18 protein-coding genes and 1 pseudogene are annotated in these 20665 nt (G+C 61.8%); 6 read left to right on the top strand and 13 right to left on the bottom strand.

All coding sequences use genetic code 11. The features are described 5' to 3' along the window. Positions 1-64: 64 nt before the first annotated feature. The 11 genes and pseudogenes from K315_RS0108860 to K315_RS0108810 form a co-directional block, all read right to left on the bottom strand. Entirely contained in the window at positions 65-2602 is a 2538-nt protein-coding gene (locus K315_RS0108860; RefSeq protein WP_238556492.1) for a lysylphosphatidylglycerol synthase transmembrane domain-containing protein, read from the bottom strand. 148 nt (positions 2603-2750) lie between these two features. Then, complete coding sequence (gene purB, locus K315_RS0108855; RefSeq protein ID WP_029577126.1) at positions 2751-4196, bottom strand: adenylosuccinate lyase; 1446 nt, start codon at positions 4194-4196, stop codon at positions 2751-2753. A gap of 56 nt (positions 4197-4252) precedes the next feature. Then, positions 4253-5833, bottom strand: a complete 1581-nt coding sequence (locus K315_RS0108850; protein WP_029577125.1) for an alpha/beta fold hydrolase — start codon at positions 5831-5833, stop codon at positions 4253-4255. Then, positions 5830-6120 (bottom strand): hypothetical protein, encoded by a 291-nt coding sequence (locus K315_RS10560; protein ID WP_029577124.1) that lies wholly within the window; start codon positions 6118-6120, stop codon positions 5830-5832. The genes K315_RS0108850 and K315_RS10560 overlap by 4 nt, the downstream gene beginning before the upstream one ends. A 118-nt stretch (positions 6121-6238) precedes the next feature. Then, positions 6239-6847 carry a DUF6466 family protein gene (locus K315_RS0108840; protein ID WP_029577123.1) on the bottom strand — a complete coding sequence of 203 codons (609 nt, stop codon included), beginning with the start codon at positions 6845-6847 and terminating at the stop codon, positions 6239-6241. Then, entirely contained in the window at positions 6844-7863 is a 1020-nt protein-coding gene (locus K315_RS0108835; RefSeq protein ID WP_029577122.1) for a VWA domain-containing protein, read from the bottom strand. Before K315_RS0108835 ends, K315_RS0108840 begins: the two co-directional genes overlap by 4 nt. After that, positions 7860-8945: a VWA domain-containing protein gene (locus tag K315_RS0108830; protein ID WP_029577121.1), complete on the bottom strand. Its 1086-nt coding sequence runs from the start codon at positions 8943-8945 to the stop codon at positions 7860-7862. Before K315_RS0108830 ends, K315_RS0108835 begins: the two co-directional genes overlap by 4 nt. Beyond that, positions 8942-9511, bottom strand: a complete 570-nt coding sequence (locus K315_RS0108825; RefSeq protein ID WP_238556493.1) for a hypothetical protein — start codon at positions 9509-9511, stop codon at positions 8942-8944. The genes K315_RS0108830 and K315_RS0108825 overlap by 4 nt, the downstream gene beginning before the upstream one ends. Beyond that, complete coding sequence (locus K315_RS0108820) at positions 9508-10500, bottom strand: DUF58 domain-containing protein (RefSeq protein WP_044086122.1); 993 nt, start codon at positions 10498-10500, stop codon at positions 9508-9510. Before K315_RS0108820 ends, K315_RS0108825 begins: the two co-directional genes overlap by 4 nt. Before the next feature lie 8 nt (positions 10501-10508). Continuing rightward, positions 10509-11582 (bottom strand): AAA family ATPase, encoded by a 1074-nt coding sequence (locus K315_RS0108815; RefSeq protein ID WP_029577118.1) that lies wholly within the window; start codon positions 11580-11582, stop codon positions 10509-10511. A 222-nt stretch (positions 11583-11804) separates the two neighbouring features. Next, positions 11805-12503, bottom strand: a pseudogene (locus K315_RS0108810) (uracil-DNA glycosylase); the annotation flags it as partial. 209 nt (positions 12504-12712) lie between these two features. Between K315_RS0108810 and K315_RS0108805 the strand changes: the two are divergent. From K315_RS0108805 to groL, 3 genes are all read left to right on the top strand, one after another. Next, positions 12713-13354: a LytR C-terminal domain-containing protein gene (locus K315_RS0108805; protein WP_029577116.1), complete on the top strand. Its 642-nt coding sequence runs from the start codon at positions 12713-12715 to the stop codon at positions 13352-13354. A gap of 104 nt (positions 13355-13458) precedes the next feature. Beyond that, positions 13459-13662: a cold-shock protein gene (locus tag K315_RS0108800; RefSeq protein ID WP_029577115.1), complete on the top strand. Its 204-nt coding sequence runs from the start codon at positions 13459-13461 to the stop codon at positions 13660-13662. A 665-nt stretch (positions 13663-14327) separates the two neighbouring features. Next, positions 14328-15953, top strand: coding sequence for a chaperonin GroEL (gene groL, locus K315_RS0108795; protein WP_029577114.1), 1626 nt, complete (start codon positions 14328-14330; stop codon positions 15951-15953). A 312-nt stretch (positions 15954-16265) separates the two neighbouring features. On the opposite strand, the gene K315_RS0108790 is transcribed toward groL, so the two are convergent. After that, positions 16266-16559 carry a WXG100 family type VII secretion target gene (locus K315_RS0108790; protein WP_015450656.1) on the bottom strand — a complete coding sequence of 98 codons (294 nt, stop codon included), beginning with the start codon at positions 16557-16559 and terminating at the stop codon, positions 16266-16268. A 127-nt stretch (positions 16560-16686) separates the two neighbouring features. Continuing rightward, positions 16687-16917, bottom strand: coding sequence for a hypothetical protein (locus K315_RS10555; protein WP_162142825.1), 231 nt, complete (start codon positions 16915-16917; stop codon positions 16687-16689). Here K315_RS10555 and K315_RS09805 point away from each other — a divergent pair. The 3 genes from K315_RS09805 to K315_RS0108775 all read left to right on the top strand — a co-directional run bounded on the left by K315_RS09805 (position 16904) and on the right by K315_RS0108775 (position 20583). After that, entirely contained in the window at positions 16904-17743 is an 840-nt protein-coding gene (locus K315_RS09805) for a TPM domain-containing protein (RefSeq protein WP_193345927.1), read from the top strand. The genes K315_RS10555 and K315_RS09805 overlap by 14 nt on opposite strands. Positions 17744-17812: 69 nt before the next feature. Continuing rightward, entirely contained in the window at positions 17813-18559 is a 747-nt protein-coding gene (locus tag K315_RS0108780) for a response regulator transcription factor (protein ID WP_029577112.1), read from the top strand. Positions 18560-18657: 98 nt separating this feature from the next. Then, a complete protein-coding gene (locus K315_RS0108775) occupies positions 18658-20583 on the top strand; it encodes a sensor histidine kinase (RefSeq protein ID WP_029577111.1) in 1926 nt (641 codons plus the stop codon). Positions 20584-20665 lie beyond the last annotated feature (82 nt).

Raw genomic sequence — 20665 nt, 5'->3', positions numbered from 1 at the left:
GCAGATTCTGGAGAAACACGGCTATTTTCTGGGGTTTCCGCCACTTTTTAGCAAATCGGCACATTCAGATGAGATTGTGGCGGTCCAACCACTGCATGGCGAGCGCGCCGAGCGGGATACGCAGCCAGTAGAAGCAGATGCGGTACAGCAGGGTCGCCGACAACGCCACCGCCGCAGGCACCCCGACCGAGCTGAACGCGAAGGTCAGAGCCGCTTCGATGGCGCCCAGGCCGCCCGGGGTCGGCACCGCCGAACCCAAGGTGTTCGCGAGGATGAAGATGAACATCGTTTCGATGGGATTTGTCCGGTATCCGAAGGCGAGGAGCGCGGCCCAGAACCCCATGCCGATGGCGAGGTTCAAGATGATCGCCCCCGCGATAGCGATGCCGAACTCCTTGGGCTTGGTGAGCATCTCGACCAGCTGGCGCGCATACGAGCGGACGATTGGCAGGTAGGTGGTGATGATTTTCTTGCGCATCGGCGGAATGATCATCGCCAGCGAAATCACCAAGGCGACGATGGCAATGGCGATGATCAAGGTGTTGGTGGGCACCATGCCCGAGAGGGTGTTGCGGCCGGAGAAAATGCCGATGCCGAGCAGCAGCGCGACTGTGGTGAGCGCCTGCGAGACGACGACGGCGCTCATAATTGCGGTCGCCGAGGTGTTCTTGTAGCCGCTTTTGCGTAGGAATTGCAGGTTCACGAACGCCGGGCCGACGCCTGCCGGCATGGACACCGCCGTGAAGCCGGATGCCGCCTGCGAGCAGAAGATGCCGAAGATGTGGCGTTTGTCCTTGTCCATGAACGCGGCGAGGGTCAGGCCGGTGCCCATCCACGCAACCATGCTGAACAGCATACACAACAGCGCCCACCACGGGTTCGCGTTGCGGATCGCCTGGATCATCGCGTCAGGACGCAATTGTGTGAAGATCACTGCGATGGCGACGATGGTCAGGGTCAGGGCGATGAACGATCGCAGGCTGAATCGTGAGAGCGTGACGGTTTCCAACTGCTCATCGGCGTCTTCGGGCAGCAGGGTTTTCAGCCCGTCACGCAAGGTGCCGAGCAGGTGCTTGTCCCAACCAGGCATTGCGCGCGTCGCCGCAGGAACCGCGGCTTTCTGCACGAATGGGGCAATATCGATTAACGTGGCGTCTCCCCAGATGTCCCGGGCCGCGGCAATGGAACGTTCCACACCGATCGAGGCGCACAGCAGGGCGAGCAGCTGGACCTTGTCGAGGGCCATGTTCGCGGCGTTGCTTGCACAGTCGCCGTTCTGCCATCCGGCGATGACCGGAGTGGCGCCGTCCAGTAGCGCGATGGTGGACGGGGTGATTCTGCGGTGGGTATATCCGCGCATATTGGCGTGGTTGAGGTATGCGAGCAGGTCCCGCGCCTGGGGGTCGCTCAATTGCTGCAAATCACACGGTGCGAGCCGGGTGTTCGAATCGAATATCAGAATCGAGGATTCCGCTGCGTCCGCCACTCCATATGCCGAAGGGGTTTGCAGGCCGATATTGCGCAAACCGAGGAGCATGGCGAGATGATGGTGCATTGCGTCCTGGGCGGAACGGTCGCGGCGCACGACGACGCCGTTGAGCCGGATCCACTGCCACAGTTGGCTGAAATAGCCGGCGCTGTGTTTCTGGTCGTCGAGTACGGAAACCACGTAGTCGTGGCCCTTGGTGTCCGTAACGTCGTAGATGCGCGAATTCTCGATCAGATCGTCATCCACGCAGGTCTGGATGACCGCGTTGTCGCTGTTCGCGTCGATGCGCCGTGCCAAAGACGCGACATCGATGCCGATCCCGTGTAGGGCCTCGACCAGGTGTTCGCCCCAGATGCCTTTGTTTTCGCTACCGGCAGCGAAACGGATAAGCATGCCGATGACACGGGCCAACGCGAATGAGACCAGCACGCCGGGTACTGAATGCCAAGAGACGATGACTAGGATCGCGGCGACGATATACAGCGTGTTCCAACCCCACCGGACGGTGGAATGGATGCGCCTAGGCCCGGCGACGGTGAGGAACGCTCCAAGACCGGCATAGATATCCGGAAGCAGGGACATCGGCGAGGCGCCAGTGCCGTTCGAAGCGAGTGCGGAGATGAGGTTGATGCTGCCGGTGGCATGCAGTCCGACGCTCAGCAGCGCACAACAGGCATAACCGCTGAGCAGCGCGATGATCGAGACGACTGAATGGAGCCATTCGCGGTTCATCAGGATTTGGATGAGCACGCTGAGCACGATGCACACGGCGGTAAGCTGCTGCAGCATGGTGGTGGGGACGTCCATCAGCCAGTCGAGCGCCTGACCGGCATTGCGTGCATCGGTTTCCACGCCTTTGGTCATGCCGTTGAGATAGGCGGCGATCAGGAGGACTGCCGCCATGACGAGCAACGCGGCGACCGCGTGGGTCAGGTCCGTGAAATCACGGGTCCTGTGGGGCGGGATGTCATGGATAGTGGCTGTTTGCGCATCCTCGTTCCCAGACGGCGAGGCCTGTCCGGGACGCTTGGATGCGTCTGCGTCCTTAGGGGCGATATCATCTGTCGGTGATGCTGGGGTGTGATGCACGGCTTGTCTTTCCGGGATAGACATGACGCAGCCCCCGATGGGTCTGCGGTTATGAACGTGGCAAAGGCGCGTCACGGCCTTACCGGGCTGTGACGCGCCTTCGTTGGCGGACTGTCAGACGGGCGAATGCGAGCTCGCTAGGGCACACCACCCTGCGCCTGATGTCTGGCGGTTACTGGCGGTCGAAATCGACCAGCTTCGACGCAGCGCCGGTATAGGTGGCCGGTGTCAGTGCCTTGAGCCGTGCCGCGGTGGCCGAATCGAAGGACTGCTCGTCGATGAACCGTTCGACGTCCGCCTTGCCGATGCTGTGGCCGCGCATGAGCTCCTTGACTTTCTCATACGGGTGGTCCATACCGGGTGCGCCTGCCAGCTCGCCGGCACGCATCGCGGTCTGGATGGGTTCGCCGAGCACCTCCCAGTTCTCATCCAGCTCGCGGCTGATGACGATCTCATTGGGATGGATGGACTTGAGGCCGCCGAGCAGGTTCGTCAGGGCGAGGACGGAATAGCCGAGCGCGGAGCCGATATTGCGCTGCGTGGTGGAATCGGTCAGGTCGCGCTGCCAACGGCTTTCCACCAGCGTGGCGGACAGGGTGTCCAGAAGGGAGCAGGAAATCTCGAGATTGGCTTCAGCGTTTTCGAAGCGGATCGGATTGACCTTGTGCGGCATGGTGGAGGAGCCGGTGGCGCCCTTGACCGGCTCCTGGGCGAACACGCCGCGTGAGATGTACATCCACACGTCCACCGCGAGATTATGCAGGATGCGGTTGGTATGGCTGATGGTGCCGTACAGCTCAGCCTGCCAGTCGTGGCTTTCGATCTGCGTGGTCAGCGGATTCCAGGTCAGGCCCATGCGGTTGGTGACGAACTCTTGGGAGACGGCGATCCAGTCGACGTCCGGCAGGGCGGCCAGATGCGCGCCGAAGGTGCCGGTGGCGCCGTTGATCTTGCCGAGGTATTCCTGTTCGCGCACATGCTTGAGCTGGCGGTTGAGACGGTGGACGAACACGGCGAGTTCCTTGCCGAGCGTGGTCGGCGTGGCAGGCTGGCCGTGGGTCAGGGCGAGCAGGGACATGTCGCGATATTGTTCGGCCTTTTCAGTCAGCAGGTCGACAATCGCCTGCGCGTCAGGCAGCCACACCTGTTCGATTGCGTTCTTCACGCAGCGGGCGATGGACAGATTGTTGATGTCCTCGCTCGTGCAGGCGAAATGCACGAGGGTTTTCAGATGGGTCAGCTGGGTTTCTTCACCGAGCGCGTCGGCGGCTTTGTCCAGTTCGTCGTCGATATAGTATTCGACCGCCTTCACGTCATGATGCGTGATCGCCTCATGTGCCGCATGACGGGCGATGCCTTCCGCACCTAACTGTTCGGGAATGGCGCGCAGATACTCCTGCTCGGCTTGGGTCAGCGGCTTGACGCCGGGGATGATCGGCTGGTTGCCGTTGCCGGAGAACCCGTTGGCGAGCAGGATCATCCATTCGACTTCCACACGCATGCGCTCGCGGTTTAGCGCCGGTTCGCTCATGTATTCCACCAAGGGAGCCGTCTGCTTGTGGTAGCGCCCGTCGAGCGGGGTCAGTGCGATTGCTGGGGTGATGTCAGTAAGCTTCATACTGCTCAGGATACTTCCTACCGTGAACCGCGGCGGTCATGCTCCCGCCGCCGGTCTCATCGCGTCATGCGGCCCTGCCAGTAGCTGGTTTCCTCCAAGGTGCCGCCGACGACCTGGCTGAAGTGCCGGTCATGCGAGGACACCGCCCCGGAACCAAGCGCGAGCGCGTTGGTGTACGCGGCTTGATGGAATTTCAGATGATGTGACATTTCACGGTGTTTGGCGCTTTGCGGCACCGGCGAAACCATATCCGCCGTATTGCTCTCATGGTGTTCGGGCTGTCGGCTGACCGAGCCGCGGATGGTGAGCCATGATTCGCTTGCCGGATTAGGCGTGCCATCCAGCGCCGCGACCAGTTCGTCGTCCATTTCGATGCTTGTGGTCCATACCCCTTCGCGGATCGGATGGTTCGCCACGGGCGAGCCTGCGGTGACGATATGCCTGATATTGTACCCGCTATCGGCCGCGAGTGTGGCGGCCACGATACCACCTTGGGAATGCCCGATGACGGCGACGGGGTCGTCGTGCTTGACGCCGGCGCGGTCCATGGCCTCCATGACCATCCGCGCGCTGTCGGCCCCGATCCTGGTATCCGCGTCGCTGCTCATCAGCTCGATATTCTGTGGCCAGCCGAATGGGGAATCCGCGTGGCCGTCCGTGCCGGGTACGATGACGAGCCATCCAACGCTCCCGTCGTCACGCCGGTAGCGTTGGATGGCAATTGTCGCATATGACAAGCCGTTGTCTGTTCCGGTGCCGTACTGGCTTTCTGCGAGGGAACGCAGTTGCGCGATGGCCCCAGCGATATCATCGACCGGTTGCACGACTTGCCCGGGAGGGTGCTTCCGGGTCAGATCGAGACGGTTGCCTTGCCGGTTGTCGTTGAGTGAGGTGGTGAGTGAGGCGAGTTGCCCGGCGGCGATGTTGACGCGTTGCTTGGTGAGCATGCCCTGGAACAGGTCGTCGGCTCTCCGGGCGCTGCCCGTTCCGCTGCCCGTCCCGTCGTCGCCGCCTGGTGCGTAGCCGCCTGCGGTCCGTGTCACTGCTATGCCGCCGAGGACCATCGCGCTGAACCCCGCCATGATTGCCTCATGATAGGGGGCAGTGGAATGCAGTGCTTCAAGCGCCGCCTGCCGCGCGTCGCCGCCTGCGCGTATCGATCCGATGGATTCGAGAATCGAGGCGGCAAGCCCTTTCAGACTCGGTGCGGATGTGGCCAGCGGGTCTGTGGGGATTGAACCGCCGTACGACGAAGCGCGGTGTTCGGCATCCAAATATAGGCCGTGGGCGCGCGCCACGAGCCGGGAGAGCGTATCAAGCCGTGCGGCGACGGCATGGCAGTCGTGGGTCTGTTCATCGCACCAGTGCGACAGTTCGCGGTGCCGCAGGGGGATATGCCTGAACGCGTTGATGGCGTTGCTGTGGCTGCCGGGACTGATCTGTCGATTGGCCGGGCAGCATCCGGATTGAAGCTGGGAGGAGACAATGCGTTCGCGTGCCTCGGACCATAGCCTTGCCTGAAGCGTCATCCTGCGCGAAGCCTGCTCAAGTGAGGCAATCAGCGCTTGGAACTGCTGCGCATCGGGAACGCTCAACGTCGGGCCGCCTGAGATGCGGGATGTAACCTGCCATGTCATTGTGCGTCCTCCCGGCGGTTGGCGAGTATGATGCGTGCGCGTTGCCCGATGGTGTCGGCTTGAGCGATCAGCATGTTGAGTGATTGTCTCATCAGTGTCGCTGCTTGGCCTTGCCAGTGTGCGGCGGTGGCGAGCGCCGTGCATTCGTCGAGTGCCGTTGCGCCCTCGCGGGTGTGGAAATACGCGGCGTCGAGCGCGTCAATCGCTGTGGTGGCGGCACGCCGACATGTGCATGTCACTGGTTCGCCCATGAGCGGTGAAGTATGAAATGGTGTGAATGATGTCATGCTTCCATCGAAGCGTATGACGCGACCAGATGCACGTCTGAGGCTTCGATGTGGTCAAAAGTTGATCAGGTTTGTGCTGTCGCCGTTTTGTCGCCGCAGGCGCAAGCCTGACCAGCATTCACCATGGTTTGACGCTCCCACTGGGGGTGGGGGTTGTCGTTCCCGTGGTGGAGCTCGTCGATGGCGATGGCGAGGCGGACTGGTTGGATTTGAGCAGATCCTGCACCTGTTGACGTTGTTCATCGTTCAACCCGTCCTGGGAAGGTGATGGGGACGAAGAAGCCGACGGCTGTTGTGCAGAACCATCCCCGGAATCGGCTGAAGAGGACGAAGCCGCGCCCTGCTGCTGTTTGAGTTCCGCAGCGATGCGCTTGGTCAGGGTGCGCGATGTGGCACTGTTGGCGGCGATGAGCTGTTTGAGCTCAGGCAGCAGTACGGCGTTCCATGTCGCTGCCTCGGCGAACTGATCGTCGGTCTGCTCTTGACGTGCCGCGAGCGTCGACCAGTCCGCGGTGGCTTTCGCTGACGCCGCCAGATCGGCTTTGAGACTTGCGGTGGCCTGGTTGTAGGAGCTCTGGGCCTGCAGATTAGCCGCCGCAACCAAGGCCAGAATGAGTGCGAGGCACGCGAACACAACCAGTGCGATGCGGACCGCGAGTGCAGCGCGTTTCGTGCCGGTGACAGGAGGTTTAGGCAGCGAGTTCGATGTGCCGTTCGTGGCGGTCATAGCAGTCTCCTTGACATTCCTACCCATGCACCGAACTCCCATGCCAGCAGCGCGGCGATGGCGATGGCGATCGGCCAGACCACGGGTGTGGTGCGTTGCCGTGTCTTTGCGGTGGAGGTGGTCCTCCACGTCTTGGACGCCTTCGGCAGCGAATCGGTCGCGGTGTGGGTGGCGTCCAGCATGACGGCGGTGCCGCTAAGCTCGTCGGCTATGGTGCTCAGCGTATCTGGGCTGAGTTTTGAAATACCGGGTTGGCCGGTGGTCGGGTCGGTCACCCAGGTTTCTTGGCCGTCAGGGCTGTCGTCTGAACCGTCGGCGGGGATTTGCCCACCTGTGGTTGATCCGGCGCCCAGCACGAGTGCATCATCGAGATACCGGCGCAACGACGAGTATGTTCTGCGCGTGGTGGTCGAGGTTTGCTCGCCGTCGCTGATCAGGAACAGTACGATGGTGTCGTCCTGATGGCGTTTGCGGATGTCTTTGAGCGTGAGCAGCAGTTTGTCCAGCGGAGTGTCCAGCGACGATCCTGACGATGTCGTCGTGGGCTCGGCGCTCAACGTATCCGCCCAATTGTCGATGGCAAGCGTGTCGGGCGTCAGCGGGACGTCCAGCGAGGCGCTCGCCCCGAAACTCATCGCGGAGAAACTGGCGGCGGGGTAGGCTTTGGTCAGGTCGTGGACGGCGTCTTTCGCGGCGTCGAGACGGCTGATTGTCGTCGCGTCGCCGTAGGTCGCGTCTTTGACCGCCATGGAGCTCGTGGTGTCGATGGCAATGACGATGTCGGTGGCGTTGACTGCTTTGCTGGTGGTCTCTGCGACGGTGCTCGGCGTCAACACCGCGACGGCAGTCAGCAGGCAGATCAGCGTCCGTCGCACGCATGAGGCCACGGTTTCGTCGCTTGCGGAGCGCTGCCGGATGTGGATGACGATCTCGGCGATTGCGCATGCCGTCATGATCACGGCGAGCGCGACACCTGCCGGCCAGCCGAGTGCGGGGGATAGTGTCCATCCGTTCATCGTCTCAGCCTCCAAGCGAATGCGAGCCATACGATGATGCACACTGCAAGGGCGAGCGTCCACCAGCCCGGGGCGTCATCGACGGCTGATTGCGCGTCGCGTTTGCTGTGCGCGCTTTGGCGCTCTTCGATGGTTCGAACCATGGATTCGATCGATGAGCCGTCGGCTTGGGACATGAACGTGCCGCCGTGCGATTCGATCTGCCGTTTGAGGCTGGTGGTCGTCGTGTCGCTCAGGCTTTCCTTGGCACCGGCATACACCGCGTCCACGCTGATGGAAGCCGTGCGGGTCAGGTCTAGCGCCTGCTTGAGCGTGTAGGTCTCCTGTCCGGACACGACATTGTCGGTGGCCAGCACAATGGATGACGAACGCCGGCGTGCAGCGCCCTTGGTGGAGGACGTCTGCTGCGCAGCATTGCCGTATACGAAACCGGGCAGCATCGCCGCGCAGCTGACGAGCCCGTCGCCGATCAGGGATGTCGCGTTGGTCTTGTTTTGCGTGCCGTCCAGCCAATCAGAGACCTTCTGGTAGTCTTCGTCGCTCATCTTGTCGATGTCGTCCTGTGTCTGCACGCCTTTGAGAATCGATGCGGCGGATTTGAGCTGGCTGGTCACCAGCGCATAGTCGTCGGTCAGCGGGAACACTGTGCGTGAAGTCGAGTTGAAGATGCTCATGCCGATGCGTTCGCCTTGGAAATTCGACACGAGTTTCAGATACGTGTCGATGATCTGCCGGTCGTAGGGGAGTGTTGAGCCGGATACGTCAAGGCAGAGGACGATGTCGCGGCTCGCCGAGCGTTCCTGTTCCTCGTTGATGGTCGATGGCCGGGCGACCAGAGAGACGGACAGGATCAGCGCGGCGACGAGCGCGCCCGCCGCAATACGGTTGAAAGTCCGCCATTGGCGGAACAGCTCTGAGGCGTGCTCGGTGTTCAGGTCTTCGTCAAGACTGTACGATTTGAGGTCGGGATTGCGCCCGGACGCCTTGCGTTCCCGCCATGCGGCGAGCATCGAGGCGCCCGCCGCAATCACGCAGGCGGCGCCCAAGGCAATCAGCGCGGCCCAAGGCCATTGCCATCTCATCGGCGCCACCTTTCAACGAGTGTGGATACCCATTCGGCCCCCTGTTCAACGCTTGTCGACCGGGCTGCGTCATTGTACCGTTCGTCGGCGAATTCCGGTGGATATAAGGCCGCGATGGTCTGACGCAGCAGCATGAATCCGGCTTTCTCATTGCCTGTGGACGTCGGTATCGTGCGGTTGAGATCGGACAAGGTCCGGGTTTCCATGGTGTCGTCCGCCATGCCGGACGCGTATGCGCGGGCCAGCGAGGCGAGTTGGGCGAAGGCCTGGTCTCGGCTGATGTCGCCCGCATGGAATCGGTCCACCACTTCGTCGATGCGCCGGTGCCAGATCCGGGTGCCGCTGGTCTGGTGATGCACTCCGCGATGCGCTCGCTTGGCTTGTGGGCGGGATTGACGCGGTTTGGACAGCACAACGGCCAAGACGACAAACAGACACGCCAGGGCGAGTGAAGCCACAAGGACGGCGGCGATTGCTCCGGCGCCAGTGTACGCCTGCTCCGGTTTGAGGTCGTCGAGCTTGATCGCCGCGACGATACGGACGATGTCGGTGATAGCAGTGCTCATAAGCGGTCTCCTGCCTTGCCGGTGGTGCCAAGGGCCTTCGGGGGAGCCACCGGATGGGTCGAGAAGCCGGTGCGCGCGAGTGTCACGGATACCGTGCGCACGAAAGTACGGAACATGGCTTCGCTCGATGAGGCGCGCATCAGCGTCGAACCCCCGGCATGCAACTGGGCTTCGAGCTGGGCGGCGAGATAGCTGCGGTGAGTGTCCACTTCACGCTTGCTTACGGCGTCGATGAGGAACGCCGGCAACCTTCTGCCGGTATCGGCGTCGGCGACCGTACGCTGGCGGGCGGCGAACGGGTTGATGGTTTCCACGTCGACAATCACCATTGGGTGGGTTCGAGCGAGGGCGTGGATTGCGCCGAGCTGACGCTCACCAAGCGCATGTTCGTCGGTCGCCAGCACAATCAGGGCGTTACGGTCGTTGATGCGCCGTGCATAATCCAACAGAGCATCCATATTACGCGGATGGTCCCAAGGGCGTTCCAGCGCGCGGTCGAGTGTGTGCTCGAACTGTGCGAAACCGCCATGGAACGGCACTCTGGTGATACTCGCCGAATCAGCGCAGACCAAGGAGATGTCATCGGACCTGCGCAAGCTCAACGCGGCAAACATTCGCAGACCGTTCGCCGCAACCTGCCACGCCATTTCCCCCGACTCGCACGAGCCGGTCATCTCCCGGCCCGTGTCCATCAGCATCCATACGCGAGACGTGACCCGCCGCTGCCTGTGGACGACCATTGGCCTGCCGCTGCGCGCGCTCGTATGCCAATCGATGCGCCGCGCCTCGTCCCCGGGCTCGTACGGGCGGATATCCATGATGTCGTCGCTGCCGAACCGCCGGTGGGATGGGTGTTCGCCTTCAAGGGTGCCCAACGCCCGCCGGACGGTCGGCAAACTGAGCGTGGTGGCGAGCGCTTCGATTTTCCTGCGAATCGCGTCGCCGCCGGTCTTGTCTCCGGCAATGCTGCCGTTCTCGGTGGCTGTCATGCCGTCGATCATGGCACCGGCACCGTCGCCACGACGGAGTCGACCACTTGGTCGCTGGTCACCCCGTCGGCGAGCGCTTCGAAGGTCAGCAGGATACGGTGGCGCAGGATTTCATGCGCAAACATCCTGATGTCTTCAGGAATCACATAGTCGCGTCCGGCGAGCAGAGCGGCTGCCTGTCCGACGCGGATGAGCGCGATGGAGGCGCGCGGGCTGGCGCCGAGACGGACCTTTGTCGACAAATCCGCAATCGGGTGGGTTCCGGCGCCTCGGGAGGTCGCCACGATATCGACCGCATAGCCCATAATCGCTTTGGAGACGTGAACCCGTCGGGCGGCGGCGCGCAGGAACTCGATGTCGGCGAGCGAGAGGACGTCGCCTTCGAGTGTTTTGGCGTCGACGGTGTCGGAACCGCGTTTGGTGAGCATGGCGAGCATGCGCTGCTCCTCGTCAGCGCTGGGATAGCCCATGACCGCCTTCATCGTGAATCGGTCCATCTGCGCTTCAGGCAGATTGAACGTACCTTCTTCCTCAATCGGGTTCTCGGTGGCGATCACCATGAACGGCTGCGGCAGCGCGATGCGTTCCCCTCCGATGGTCGTGGCACCTTCGGCCATCGCCTCGAGCATCGCGGACTGGGTTTTCGCGTTGGAACGGTTGATTTCGTCAAGCAGCACGAAATTCGCATGGATCGGGCCGATTTGCGTGCTGAACCGCTGCGTGGAGAAGTCGAAGACCTGGGTGCCGACCAAATCGGATGGCATGAGGTCGGGGGTGCATTGCACGCGTTTGAAACTGCCCGACACTGATGTCGCCAGCGTCTGCGCCGCGGTCGTTTTGGCCAGGCCGGGGACGGATTCGATGAGGATATGCCCTCCGGAGACCATGGTGACAATCAGCGCTTCACGCAGGTTGTCCTGGCCCACGAGGGTCTGTGCGAACCGTGCACGGATGCGGTCGGCCAGCTGCCGTGCGTGGTTGAGATCGTCGGGCGACAGGCCCGCGGATGTCGGGGTCGCCGGTTGTTGCGGCATCGGCGGCATCTGTTGCGGGATGTTCGGTTGTGGTGGGAAAAGTGCCATGGTGTGCTCCAACGATTGGTGGCTGGTCGGGTTGCGGCCGGTTGGCCGCAGACCGGTATCCCAGCATAGTAGCGGATTAGGATGCCTCGCTTACAGCAGAGGTGTCATGGTGGGCGCTTGCGGTGCGGGGGCTGCCGGGGTGTCGGCTCGGGACACAAGCGGCGGTATCGGCTTGGAGACCGTAGGTTGCAGCTGTCCGTAAGCAGGGGATGCGGCGGGCGGGAGCGCCCAGTCCACCGGTTGCGCACCCATGGCGACCAGTGCCTGGTTGGCCCGAGAGAACGGGCATGACCCGAAGAAACCGCGCGAGGCAGACAAGGGGCTCGGATGCGGAGATTCGATGATCGCGGCGTTCGTCAGCAGTGGTTTGAGCGTCTGCGCATTGCGTCCCCACAGAATCGCGACCAAAGGCTTCGGCTTGCCCTCTTGGTCGGTACGGGCGTTGAGAGCGCGGATCGCCTCGTCGGTGATATGCTCCCATCCTTTGTCCTGATGGCTGTTGGGACGGCCGACTTGAACGGTCAAGCATCTGTTGAGCAGCATGACCCCGCGTTGCGTCCATGGGGTCAGATCGCCGTTGGACGGTGTGGGAACACCCAGATCGTCGCTGAGTTCCTTGTAGATATTAATCAGGCTTTTCGGCAACGGCCTGACATCAGGGGCGACGCAGAAGCTCAGTCCCACCGGATGACCGGGTGTCGGATACGGATCCTGCCCGACAATCAGCACTTTGATACTGTCGAAGGGGATGGTGAACGCGCGCAGGACATTGCGTCCCGCGGGAAGATAATGGCGTCCCGCCGCGATTTCGGCCCGCAGAAAATCCCCCATCCGATGGATATCCGGTTCCACGTCGGCCAGCGCTGCGGCCCACCCGGGGTCAATGATCTCGGACAGCGGTTTGACATGAGCATGTTCCATGTTTACTACTCTAAGGCGTTGATGGAGGCGTTGATGGACGTATGGCGCTAATCGGCGCACTAACTGATTAGCGTACGTCGTGGAGACGGGCAAAGCGCGGCAGGACGTGACAAAGCTGTGGATATCCGACACATAGGCCGCAGTTTGTGTCGGCGCTGCCCGGCCGTGCATGTACACTCGATGATGAATCTATTCGAAAGGGACGGCATATGGCACGCAAAGACCGTAACACTGATGAGTCGTACGCGCAGGACGTGTTCGACAACCCGCCGCAGGGGCCAATCGGCGTGCACCGCGGCAATCGGTCGGTAGCCTCGCGTTTGGTGCCATTCCTGATCGTCATCATCGTCGCCGCTGTTGCGGGCGTTGGTGCGTGGGCCGCCATGTCGGGTGAAGGCGCCAAGTTGTTCTCCAGTAGCAGCAGTGCTTCGTCATCTTCGAGCCCCTCGGCCAAATCAACTGCGTCTGCATCGGCGTCTGCCAGCGCGAGCGATACTGCCTCGGCTTCGGCCTCCGCCTCCGAGTCGGCGTCTGAGTCTGCGTCGCCGTCGGAATCCACCTCGTCACCGGCGTCTTCGTCCTCGGCGAACCTGTCCACCCAAGTGCGCGTGGTCAATGGCACACGCAAGACCGGATATGCCGCGAAACAGGCGGCGGTACTCACCGGTGCAGGGTACACCAACGTCGTGGCGGCCAATCCTTCGGGTACCCTGCCGAGCGCATCCGTGGTGTGGTATCAGAACGAGTCCGATCTGGCCACGGCGCAGGATGTTGCCGCCAAGCTGGGCATTTCCAATGTCAGCAAGGTGACCAATCTGTCCGCGCCGGTCGTCGTTGTGCTGATGAACTGACTTCTCGGCGTTTCGTTATCTCGTCTTGCTACAATGGGGCACCAAGTGGGCGGTAGCCGGCGTGAATGGTTACGTTGGGCCGGCCCATGCGAGGGATGATCGAAATGACACAAGGCACGGTGAAATTCTTCAACGCAGGCAAAGGATATGGATTCATTGCCCCGGATGAGGGTGGGGATAATGTATTCGTGCATTACTCCGCTATTCAACAGGAGGGGTTCAAGAAGCTCGATGAGGGCGATCGCGTCGAATATGAGGCGGAGCGTGGTCCGAAGGGTTTCCAAGCGACCACCGTCACCAAGCTGTGATCTGGCGATTCTCTTGAACCTTATGATGCGCGTGTCATCCTGACCGGCCTCGCCGACCAGCTTGACAGGCGCACCATCTCACTCCAGGCGTCCCCGACGGGGCGCCTGTTGTTGTTTCGGCATATCGCGTGCCGTGGCTGAGGCCGCTGTAAGCGTAACTGTTTCGTGTGGTTCCCCAAACTGTTTACGCTGGGGTGGCTCAAGGCGTAACTGGTTTGTGGACGATTGGTCGGGCACGCACTTCGAACTGTTCGCATCGTTCAACCTTCTACCGACGCTGACGGGTGACTCAGCGCCGGTAGAAGCAGGGATGAATGATTTCGCTGCCTGTCGCGGCATTGGGCCCACATTCCGACGGATTTGCCTTGCGGCACGCCTTGATTGGGGCGCCCGCGCCACGCAGGATTCCAGGCGTGAACGGCGGCATACGGCGCAGCATCGAAGCGGCGAGGGGTCAGTGCGCCGGGATTATTCCCGTTCGACACTCGCGACACGCATTTCATGCCAACAGCGCAATACATGCGGCGATGTTGGCACTCGACGCCCGAGAGTGCTAATCTCCCAATTAGCACTCGGAAGCCGAGAGTGATAACCGGCAGCTGACGGTCGGCTTACTCAAGGTCTCGGGTGGAAGTTCATACCGTGTAGCCATATGTGGAGGAACGATGGCAAAGATCATTGCATACGACGAGGAAGCTCGCCAAGGAATGCTCGCGGGTCTCGACAAGCTCGCCAACACCGTCAAGGTCACGCTGGGTCCGAAGGGCCGCAATGTCGTGCTCGACAAGACCTACGGTGCTCCGACCATCACCAACGATGGCGTCTCCATCGCCAAGGAGATCGACCTTGAAGAGCCTTACGAGCGCATCGGCGCCGAGCTGGTCAAGGAAGTCGCGAAGAAGACCGATGACGTCGCGGGCGATGGCACCACGACCGCTACCGTGCTCGCCCAGTCCCTGGTCCATGAAGGCCTGAAGAACGTGGTCGCCGGCTCCAACCCGATTGCTCTTCGCCGGGGCATCGAGAAGGCCGCCGACGAAATCGTCAAGGAACTGGTCGCTTCCGCCAAGGATGTGGAGACCAAGGACCAGATCGCAGCCACCGCAACGATTTCTGCTGCTGATCCTGAGGTCGGCGAGAAGATCGCCGAGGCGCTTGACAAGGTCGGCCAGGATGGCGTCGTGACCGTCGAGGACAACAACCGCTTCGGCCTGGACCTCGAGTTCACCGAGGGCATGCGTTTCGACAAGGGCTATATCGCCCCGTACTTCGTTACCAACGCCGACGACCAGACCGCAGTGCTGGAGAACCCGTACATCCTGCTCACCTCGGGCAAGGTGTCCAGCCAGCAGGACATCGTCCACCTTGCTGACCTGGTCATGAAGAGCGGCCGTCCGCTGCTGATCGTGGCCGAAGACGTCGACGGCGAAGCGCTGCCGACCCTGATTCTCAACAAGATCCGCGGTACCTTCAACACCTGCGCGGTCAAGGCTCCTGGCTTCGGCGATCGCCGCAAGGCCATGCTGCAGGATATGGCCATCCTCACCGGCGGCCAGGTCGTCTCCGATGAGCTGGGCCTGAAGCTCGATTCCATCGACATGGACGTGTTCGGCACCGCCCAGAAGGTCATCGTCTCCAAGGACGAGACCACCATCGTCTCCGGCGGCGGCTCCAAGGAAGACGTGGCTGCCCGCGTCGCCCAAATTCGTTCCGAGATCGACAACACCGATTCCGATTATGATCGCGAGAAGCTGCAGGAGCGTCTCGCCAAGCTCGCCGGCGGCGTGGCCGTCATCAAGGTGGGCGCCGCGACCGAAGTCGAGGCCAAGGAACGCAAGCATCGCATCGAGGACGCCGTGCGCAACGCCAAGGCAGCCGTCGAAGAGGGTCTGGTGCCCGGTGGCGGTGTGGCGCTCGTGCAGGCCGCTAAGAAGGCCGAGAAGAGCGAGGCTTTGGCTTCGCTGACCGGCGAAGAGGCGACCGGTGCGGCCATCGTCTTCCGTGCCGTCGAGGCTCCGATCAAGCAGATCGCCGAGAACTCCGGTGTCTCCGGTGACGTGGTCTTCAACAAGGTGCGTGAGCTGCCGGAAGGCCAGGGCTTCAACGCCGCCACGAACACCTTCGAAGATCTGATGGCCGCCGGCGTCACCGACCCGGTCAAGGTCACCCGTTCCGCTCTGCAGAACGCCGCTTCCATTGCCGGCCTGTTCCTGACCACTGAGGCTGTGGTGGCCAACAAGCCGGAGCCGAAGACAGTGGCTCCTGCCCAGGGCGCTGACATGGGCTACTGATCCAAACGGTCACAAGCGTCACACATTCACGTGAAACGACGCAAGTGATATATATGGATGCTTCAGGGGCGTCGACGGGAAACCGCCGGCGCCCCTGAAGCGTTATGGAGCAGCTGTCGAAGGTGTACCGGCGATGAGCGTACGCTGCCGGTGATACGCCCTCGACACCGCCGTAGCCATGCGTTTCGCTGCAATGTCGGCGATACTGCGCGGCAGACGACGACACTAGACACCGTCGCGCACGCAATCGTGACACTCACCGCGTGTAGCGCAGCCTCTCGCGATGCAAGCCGTCGCTACAGTCCTGCGCCGTCACGATATCGTGAACAATCGCGAAGCCTGAGCTTCGGCATCGGCGTATACGTTCGACGCTTGCGTCAGCGACATGCCGATCGCCTCCAGCGACGCGTCCATCTGCTGCTGCGCGGCCCGCCATTGCCTGATGACCCCGGCGAACTGTGCGGACGCCGAGCCGCTCCACACGCTGTTGAGCCCCTCAAGATTCGCGTACATGCCTTGGACGGCTTGTCTGATCTGCTCGATGGAAGAGCGCACCGCTGCGCTTGAGGACTGAATCTGTTCCGAATCGACTTGGTACTGTGCCATGGACGTTCCTTTCTTGTCTTTCCTGACATGATTCACGCCTTGCGGCGTTGGCGGTCGGCGGACCGTACGTCCCCCGTTTGGTGCAGCCGACCGCTACAGTGGACAATATGCGGTTTTTGAACATGTCTCACGTCCGTACGGCAAATGTGGTCAAAAGACGACAGCCGCAGCAGACGGCCATATGGTGGCAGCGCGCGCTCGCGACGCTCGTTGCGGTGTTCTTCGTTTTCGCGGTGGCGGCGCTGCCGATGTGCGCCGAAGCAGATGACGCGTCGAGCCCCAGCCCATCCGCATCGTCGTCTTCCTCTTCCTCATCCTCGTCGGATACCTCATCGGGCGCCACCTTGAGCGCCGACATCACCGACCCGAACAACCTGCTCGGCGAGAACGCCACCAGCGTGACCGATATGATTACGAAAACGAAGAACGAATACGGCGTTTCGGTGCGTTTGCTGTATCTGGACAGTTTCGGGACAAAAACGAAGCCCACGACATGGGCGAGCACCTTGCTGCAGTCGACCAGTCCGTCGCCTAACACTGTATTGCTGGCGGTCGCCAGCGCGGATGGCAACCTCGTCGTCGCGGTGTCGAACAATTCGGATAAGTGGCTCAAAGATCAGAAATCCGTAGATGCGTTGTCGGAAGCCGCCCTGGGGCCACTGACCGCCAAAAAAGGTGCCCCTGACTGGTCGGGCTCGGCCATTGCGATGATGAACGAAATCGGCAAGCTCAAGGAGACATCGACGTCGGGGGACACGAAGGATTTCTCCATCGGGCTATTTGTAGGTGTGGCGCTGCTGCTGGTCGCCTTGGTCGTGGTGATTATCGTGCTTGCACGTAATGCGAAAGGCGCTCACAGCAAGGGAGGCAAGCAGGACCGATCGCGCAAGGCGATGCGCCGCCGCGACGCAAAGCGATTAAAGCGGGGGAAGCGATCAGAGCGGCGAACGCCATCGAATCGTCATAGCGATACATCGAAGCATGTGCGTCCCTCCTACCGCCACACGGGTTCTATGATCGACGGCGAACCGCAAGAAGATCCGCAGGCGTCGGAATCGGAAGCACCGTTGGAGAACCGAACAGAAAACCGCGCCGAACGCCGACCTGACCTTGGTGACACCGGCGCCGAAGCCCACACGTCAGCTGCATCGGAATCGGGCTCCCGGCGGTGGATGAATATCTGAAGCGATTTTCTCAGCAAGTTGCAGAACATTCTCAGGAAACACGAAGACAAAAGAGGAATGCTAGGAAGCATGAGCAAACCAATTGAAGCATCCATCGTAGTTGTCGACGACGAGCCCTCCATCCGCGACTTGCTCGTCGCCTCCCTGCATTTCGCAGGATTCGAAGTGAACACCGCGGCTTCGGGCTCGGAGGCGATCGAGGCCATCGAGAAAGTGCACCCCGACCTCATCGTACTCGACGTCATGCTCCCTGACATCGACGGATTCACCGTGACGCGCCGCATCCGGCAGGAGGGCATCGACTCGCCGGTGCTATTCCTCACCGCACGCGACGACACCCAAGACAAGGTCATGGGCCTGACCGTCGGCGGCGACGACTACGTCACCAAACCGTTCAGCCTCGAGGAGGTTGTGGCGCGCATCCGCGCGATTCTGCGCCGCACCAGCCATCAGGAAGCAGATGACCCGATCATCCGCGTCGGCGACCTCGAAATCAACGAGGACTCCCATGACGTGACCCGCGCCGGAGTGCAGGTGGACCTGAGCCCGACTGAATACAAGCTGTTGCGCTACCTCATGGACAACGAGGGGCGCGTGCTGTCGAAAACCCAGATCCTCGACCATGTGTGGCAGTACGACTGGGGTGGGGACGCCGCAATCGTCGAATCCTACATCTCCTACCTGCGCAAGAAGATCGACGGCGTGGTCGTGGAGGATGAAAACGGCGAGAAGCACAAGGTCACCCCGCTGATTGAGACCAAGCGAGGCATCGGATACATGATTCGCGCGCCCAAGACGGCGAAGAAAGACGCCTGATGCCGCTCCATCCAGGAAACACACCGAAGGAATCCCCGCAATGCGTTGCAGCCGCAGGCGGGGATTCCGCGTCAACGACAACACGGAAGGCACCTGCTATGCCCGCAAGTTCAGCGCAGACAAGTGCGCCCGGCGACGCGTCCGGCACGACACGGGACGAAAGCGGACAGCCTGCCAGCCAGGCCAGATACAGCAGGCTTCCTAAGCCGATTGCGGCCATCGCACGCGCAATGGACACCGTGCGCGACATGCTGGTCCATCGTTTCGACGCCATCCCGCTGAGCACCAAACTGCTGGCGTGCATGATGGTCCTGCTGACCGTATGCGCCGCGGGCATCACCTTCTCGATCAAGGAGCTCGTAGGCAACTATCTGTTGCAGAAAACCGACAACCAACTCGCAGAGCAGGCGCAACTGGTCTACGACAACATCGACGGGTTGCGCAGCAAGGACAGCAGCGAACAGGGCAGCGTAGGCCCGAACGACTACTTCATGCAGATTCGCGACACAAACTACCACATCCTCAACACGCCGCTCGTTCCGGTGATGCGGGAGAACGTCATCTCGGTGCCTGATCTGCCGCCGGACGGGTCGATGGGCGATGTGAAAATCGGTCAGCCGTTCACCACCTCTGCCATCGTGCGCACGAGTACCAGCTCGGTCAGCCGTACCACGTTGCAGGCGGCCAACGCCCCGTGGAGGGTGCTCGCCCTGTCGTGGGGCAAGAAAGCCGAGGACGGCAGCGCGCAGATCAAGGGCGTGATCTATATCGGCCTGTCGCTGAGCGACCAGATCGACACCGTGAATACCCTCACGAAATACTGCACGCTGGTGAGCATTGCCATCGTGCTGATCGGCGCTGTCATCGCGACCATCCTGATTCAAAGTACGCTCGCACCGCTCAAACGCATCGAGAAAACCGCAGCAAAAATCGCTGCAGGTGATTTGAGCCAGCGCGTTCCGAGTGCCCCGGAGAACACGGAAGTCGGCTCCCTTGCCGCATCGTTGAACACCATGCTCGCGCGTATCGAGCAAAGCTTCAACGAGCAGCAGGAAACGACCGAGAAGATGAAACGCTTCGTCTCCGACGCCAGCCACGAGCTGCGCACCCCGCTTGCCGCGATCCACGGGTACGCCGAGTTGTACACGCTGCAGCGCAACATGCCGGGGGCGTTGGAACGCGCCGACGAGTCGATCAGTCATATCGAGGCGTCAAGCGCCCGCATGACCGTGCTGGTCGAGGATCTGCTTTCGCTTGCACGGCTTGATGAAGGCCGTGGCATCGACGTCACCCAGCAGGTGAACATCACGTCCCAGCTGACTGACGCGTGCGACGACTTGCATGCGCTCGACCCCCAGCGTGGCATCACCAAAGGCGTGCTTGCGCTGAGGCATGGCGGCGACAGACAGGGTACATGGCTCGCGTTCAGCCCCGGCGAGATGCCGTCGATCACCCTTACGGGCGACGGTTCGCGGTTGCGGCAGGTCATCACCAATATCGTGGGCAACATCCATCGGTACACGCCGTCCGATTCGCCCGTTGAAGTCGCGTTGAGCATGCTGCATGCGTCCATCACCCCGCAGCAGCTGGCCCATCTGTCGTCGAACGCCAAGGGACTCACATCCTTCCTTGAGGCGGCTGAAGTCGGGCAAAGCGTACAATCGGGCATGCTCTATGTGGTCATTCGTTTCTCTGATCACGGACCCGGCGTGCCGGAAGCCTCGCAATCGCAGATTTTCGAGCGGTTCTACACCGCCAATCCGTCCCGTGCGAGGCAGAAAGGCGGCACCGGACTGGGCATGGCGATCGCGCAGTCAGTGGTCAAAGCGCACCACGGTCTGATCAGCGCAACCACGACGCCCGGAGGCGGCTTGACGCTGACGGTGGTTCTGCCAATTGACCCCAACCAAACCAGAACGCCGATGCAACGCCCGCAGCAGCCGGCGCAGACCCGCGAACGAGGCAAAGAACGCAAGCCGTCCAAGGGCCGGAAAGACAAATCATCGCCGTCCGACGAGAAGTGACATTGCCCACAGCCGATACGGAAGGCTATGCGGTAAACTGATATGCTGGTTCAATGACGGCAGGCGCGGCTTGCCTTGGTAT

Source organism: Bifidobacterium thermacidophilum subsp. thermacidophilum DSM 15837 (genome assembly GCF_000426425.1).
GTDB classification, from domain to species: Bacteria; Actinomycetota; Actinomycetes; order Actinomycetales; family Bifidobacteriaceae; genus Bifidobacterium; species Bifidobacterium thermacidophilum.
Note: the sequence above shows the minus strand (reverse complement) of the source record. Positions and strands in the feature narration are given on the sequence as shown.

What these genes read in the sequence shown, in the direction of transcription:
- K315_RS0108805 (WP_029577116.1), top strand. Translation starts at nt 12,713, where the DNA reads ATGGCACGCAAAGACCGTAACACTGATGAGTCGTACGCGCAGGACGTG.
- K315_RS0108790 (WP_015450656.1), bottom strand. Translation starts at nt 16,559, where the DNA reads ATGGCACAGTACCAAGTCGATTCGGAACAGATTCAGTCCTCAAGCGCA.
- K315_RS0108825 (WP_238556493.1), bottom strand. Translation starts at nt 9,511, where the DNA reads ATGAGCACTGCTATCACCGACATCGTCCGTATCGTCGCGGCGATCAAG.
- K315_RS0108800 (WP_029577115.1), top strand. Translation starts at nt 13,459, where the DNA reads ATGACACAAGGCACGGTGAAATTCTTCAACGCAGGCAAAGGATATGGA.
- K315_RS0108835 (WP_029577122.1), bottom strand. Translation starts at nt 7,863, where the DNA reads ATGAACGGATGGACACTATCCCCCGCACTCGGCTGGCCGGCAGGTGTC.
- K315_RS0108780 (WP_029577112.1), top strand. Translation starts at nt 17,813, where the DNA reads ATGAGCAAACCAATTGAAGCATCCATCGTAGTTGTCGACGACGAGCCC.
- K315_RS0108820 (WP_044086122.1), bottom strand. Translation starts at nt 10,500, where the DNA reads ATGACAGCCACCGAGAACGGCAGCATTGCCGGAGACAAGACCGGCGGC.
- K315_RS0108840 (WP_029577123.1), bottom strand. Translation starts at nt 6,847, where the DNA reads ATGACCGCCACGAACGGCACATCGAACTCGCTGCCTAAACCTCCTGTC.
- K315_RS0108815 (WP_029577118.1), bottom strand. Translation starts at nt 11,582, where the DNA reads ATGGCACTTTTCCCACCACAACCGAACATCCCGCAACAGATGCCGCCG.
- K315_RS0108830 (WP_029577121.1), bottom strand. Translation starts at nt 8,945, where the DNA reads ATGAGATGGCAATGGCCTTGGGCCGCGCTGATTGCCTTGGGCGCCGCC.
- purB (WP_029577126.1), bottom strand. Translation starts at nt 4,196, where the DNA reads ATGAAGCTTACTGACATCACCCCAGCAATCGCACTGACCCCGCTCGAC.
- groL (WP_029577114.1), top strand. Translation starts at nt 14,328, where the DNA reads ATGGCAAAGATCATTGCATACGACGAGGAAGCTCGCCAAGGAATGCTC.
- K315_RS0108850 (WP_029577125.1), bottom strand. Translation starts at nt 5,833, where the DNA reads ATGACATGGCAGGTTACATCCCGCATCTCAGGCGGCCCGACGTTGAGC.
- K315_RS0108860 (WP_238556492.1), bottom strand. Translation starts at nt 2,602, where the DNA reads ATGTCTATCCCGGAAAGACAAGCCGTGCATCACACCCCAGCATCACCG.
- K315_RS10560 (WP_029577124.1), bottom strand. Translation starts at nt 6,120, where the DNA reads ATGACATCATTCACACCATTTCATACTTCACCGCTCATGGGCGAACCA.
- K315_RS0108775 (WP_029577111.1), top strand. Translation starts at nt 18,658, where the DNA reads ATGCCCGCAAGTTCAGCGCAGACAAGTGCGCCCGGCGACGCGTCCGGC.
- K315_RS10555 (WP_162142825.1), bottom strand. Translation starts at nt 16,917, where the DNA reads ATGTCGGCGCTCAAGGTGGCGCCCGATGAGGTATCCGACGAGGATGAG.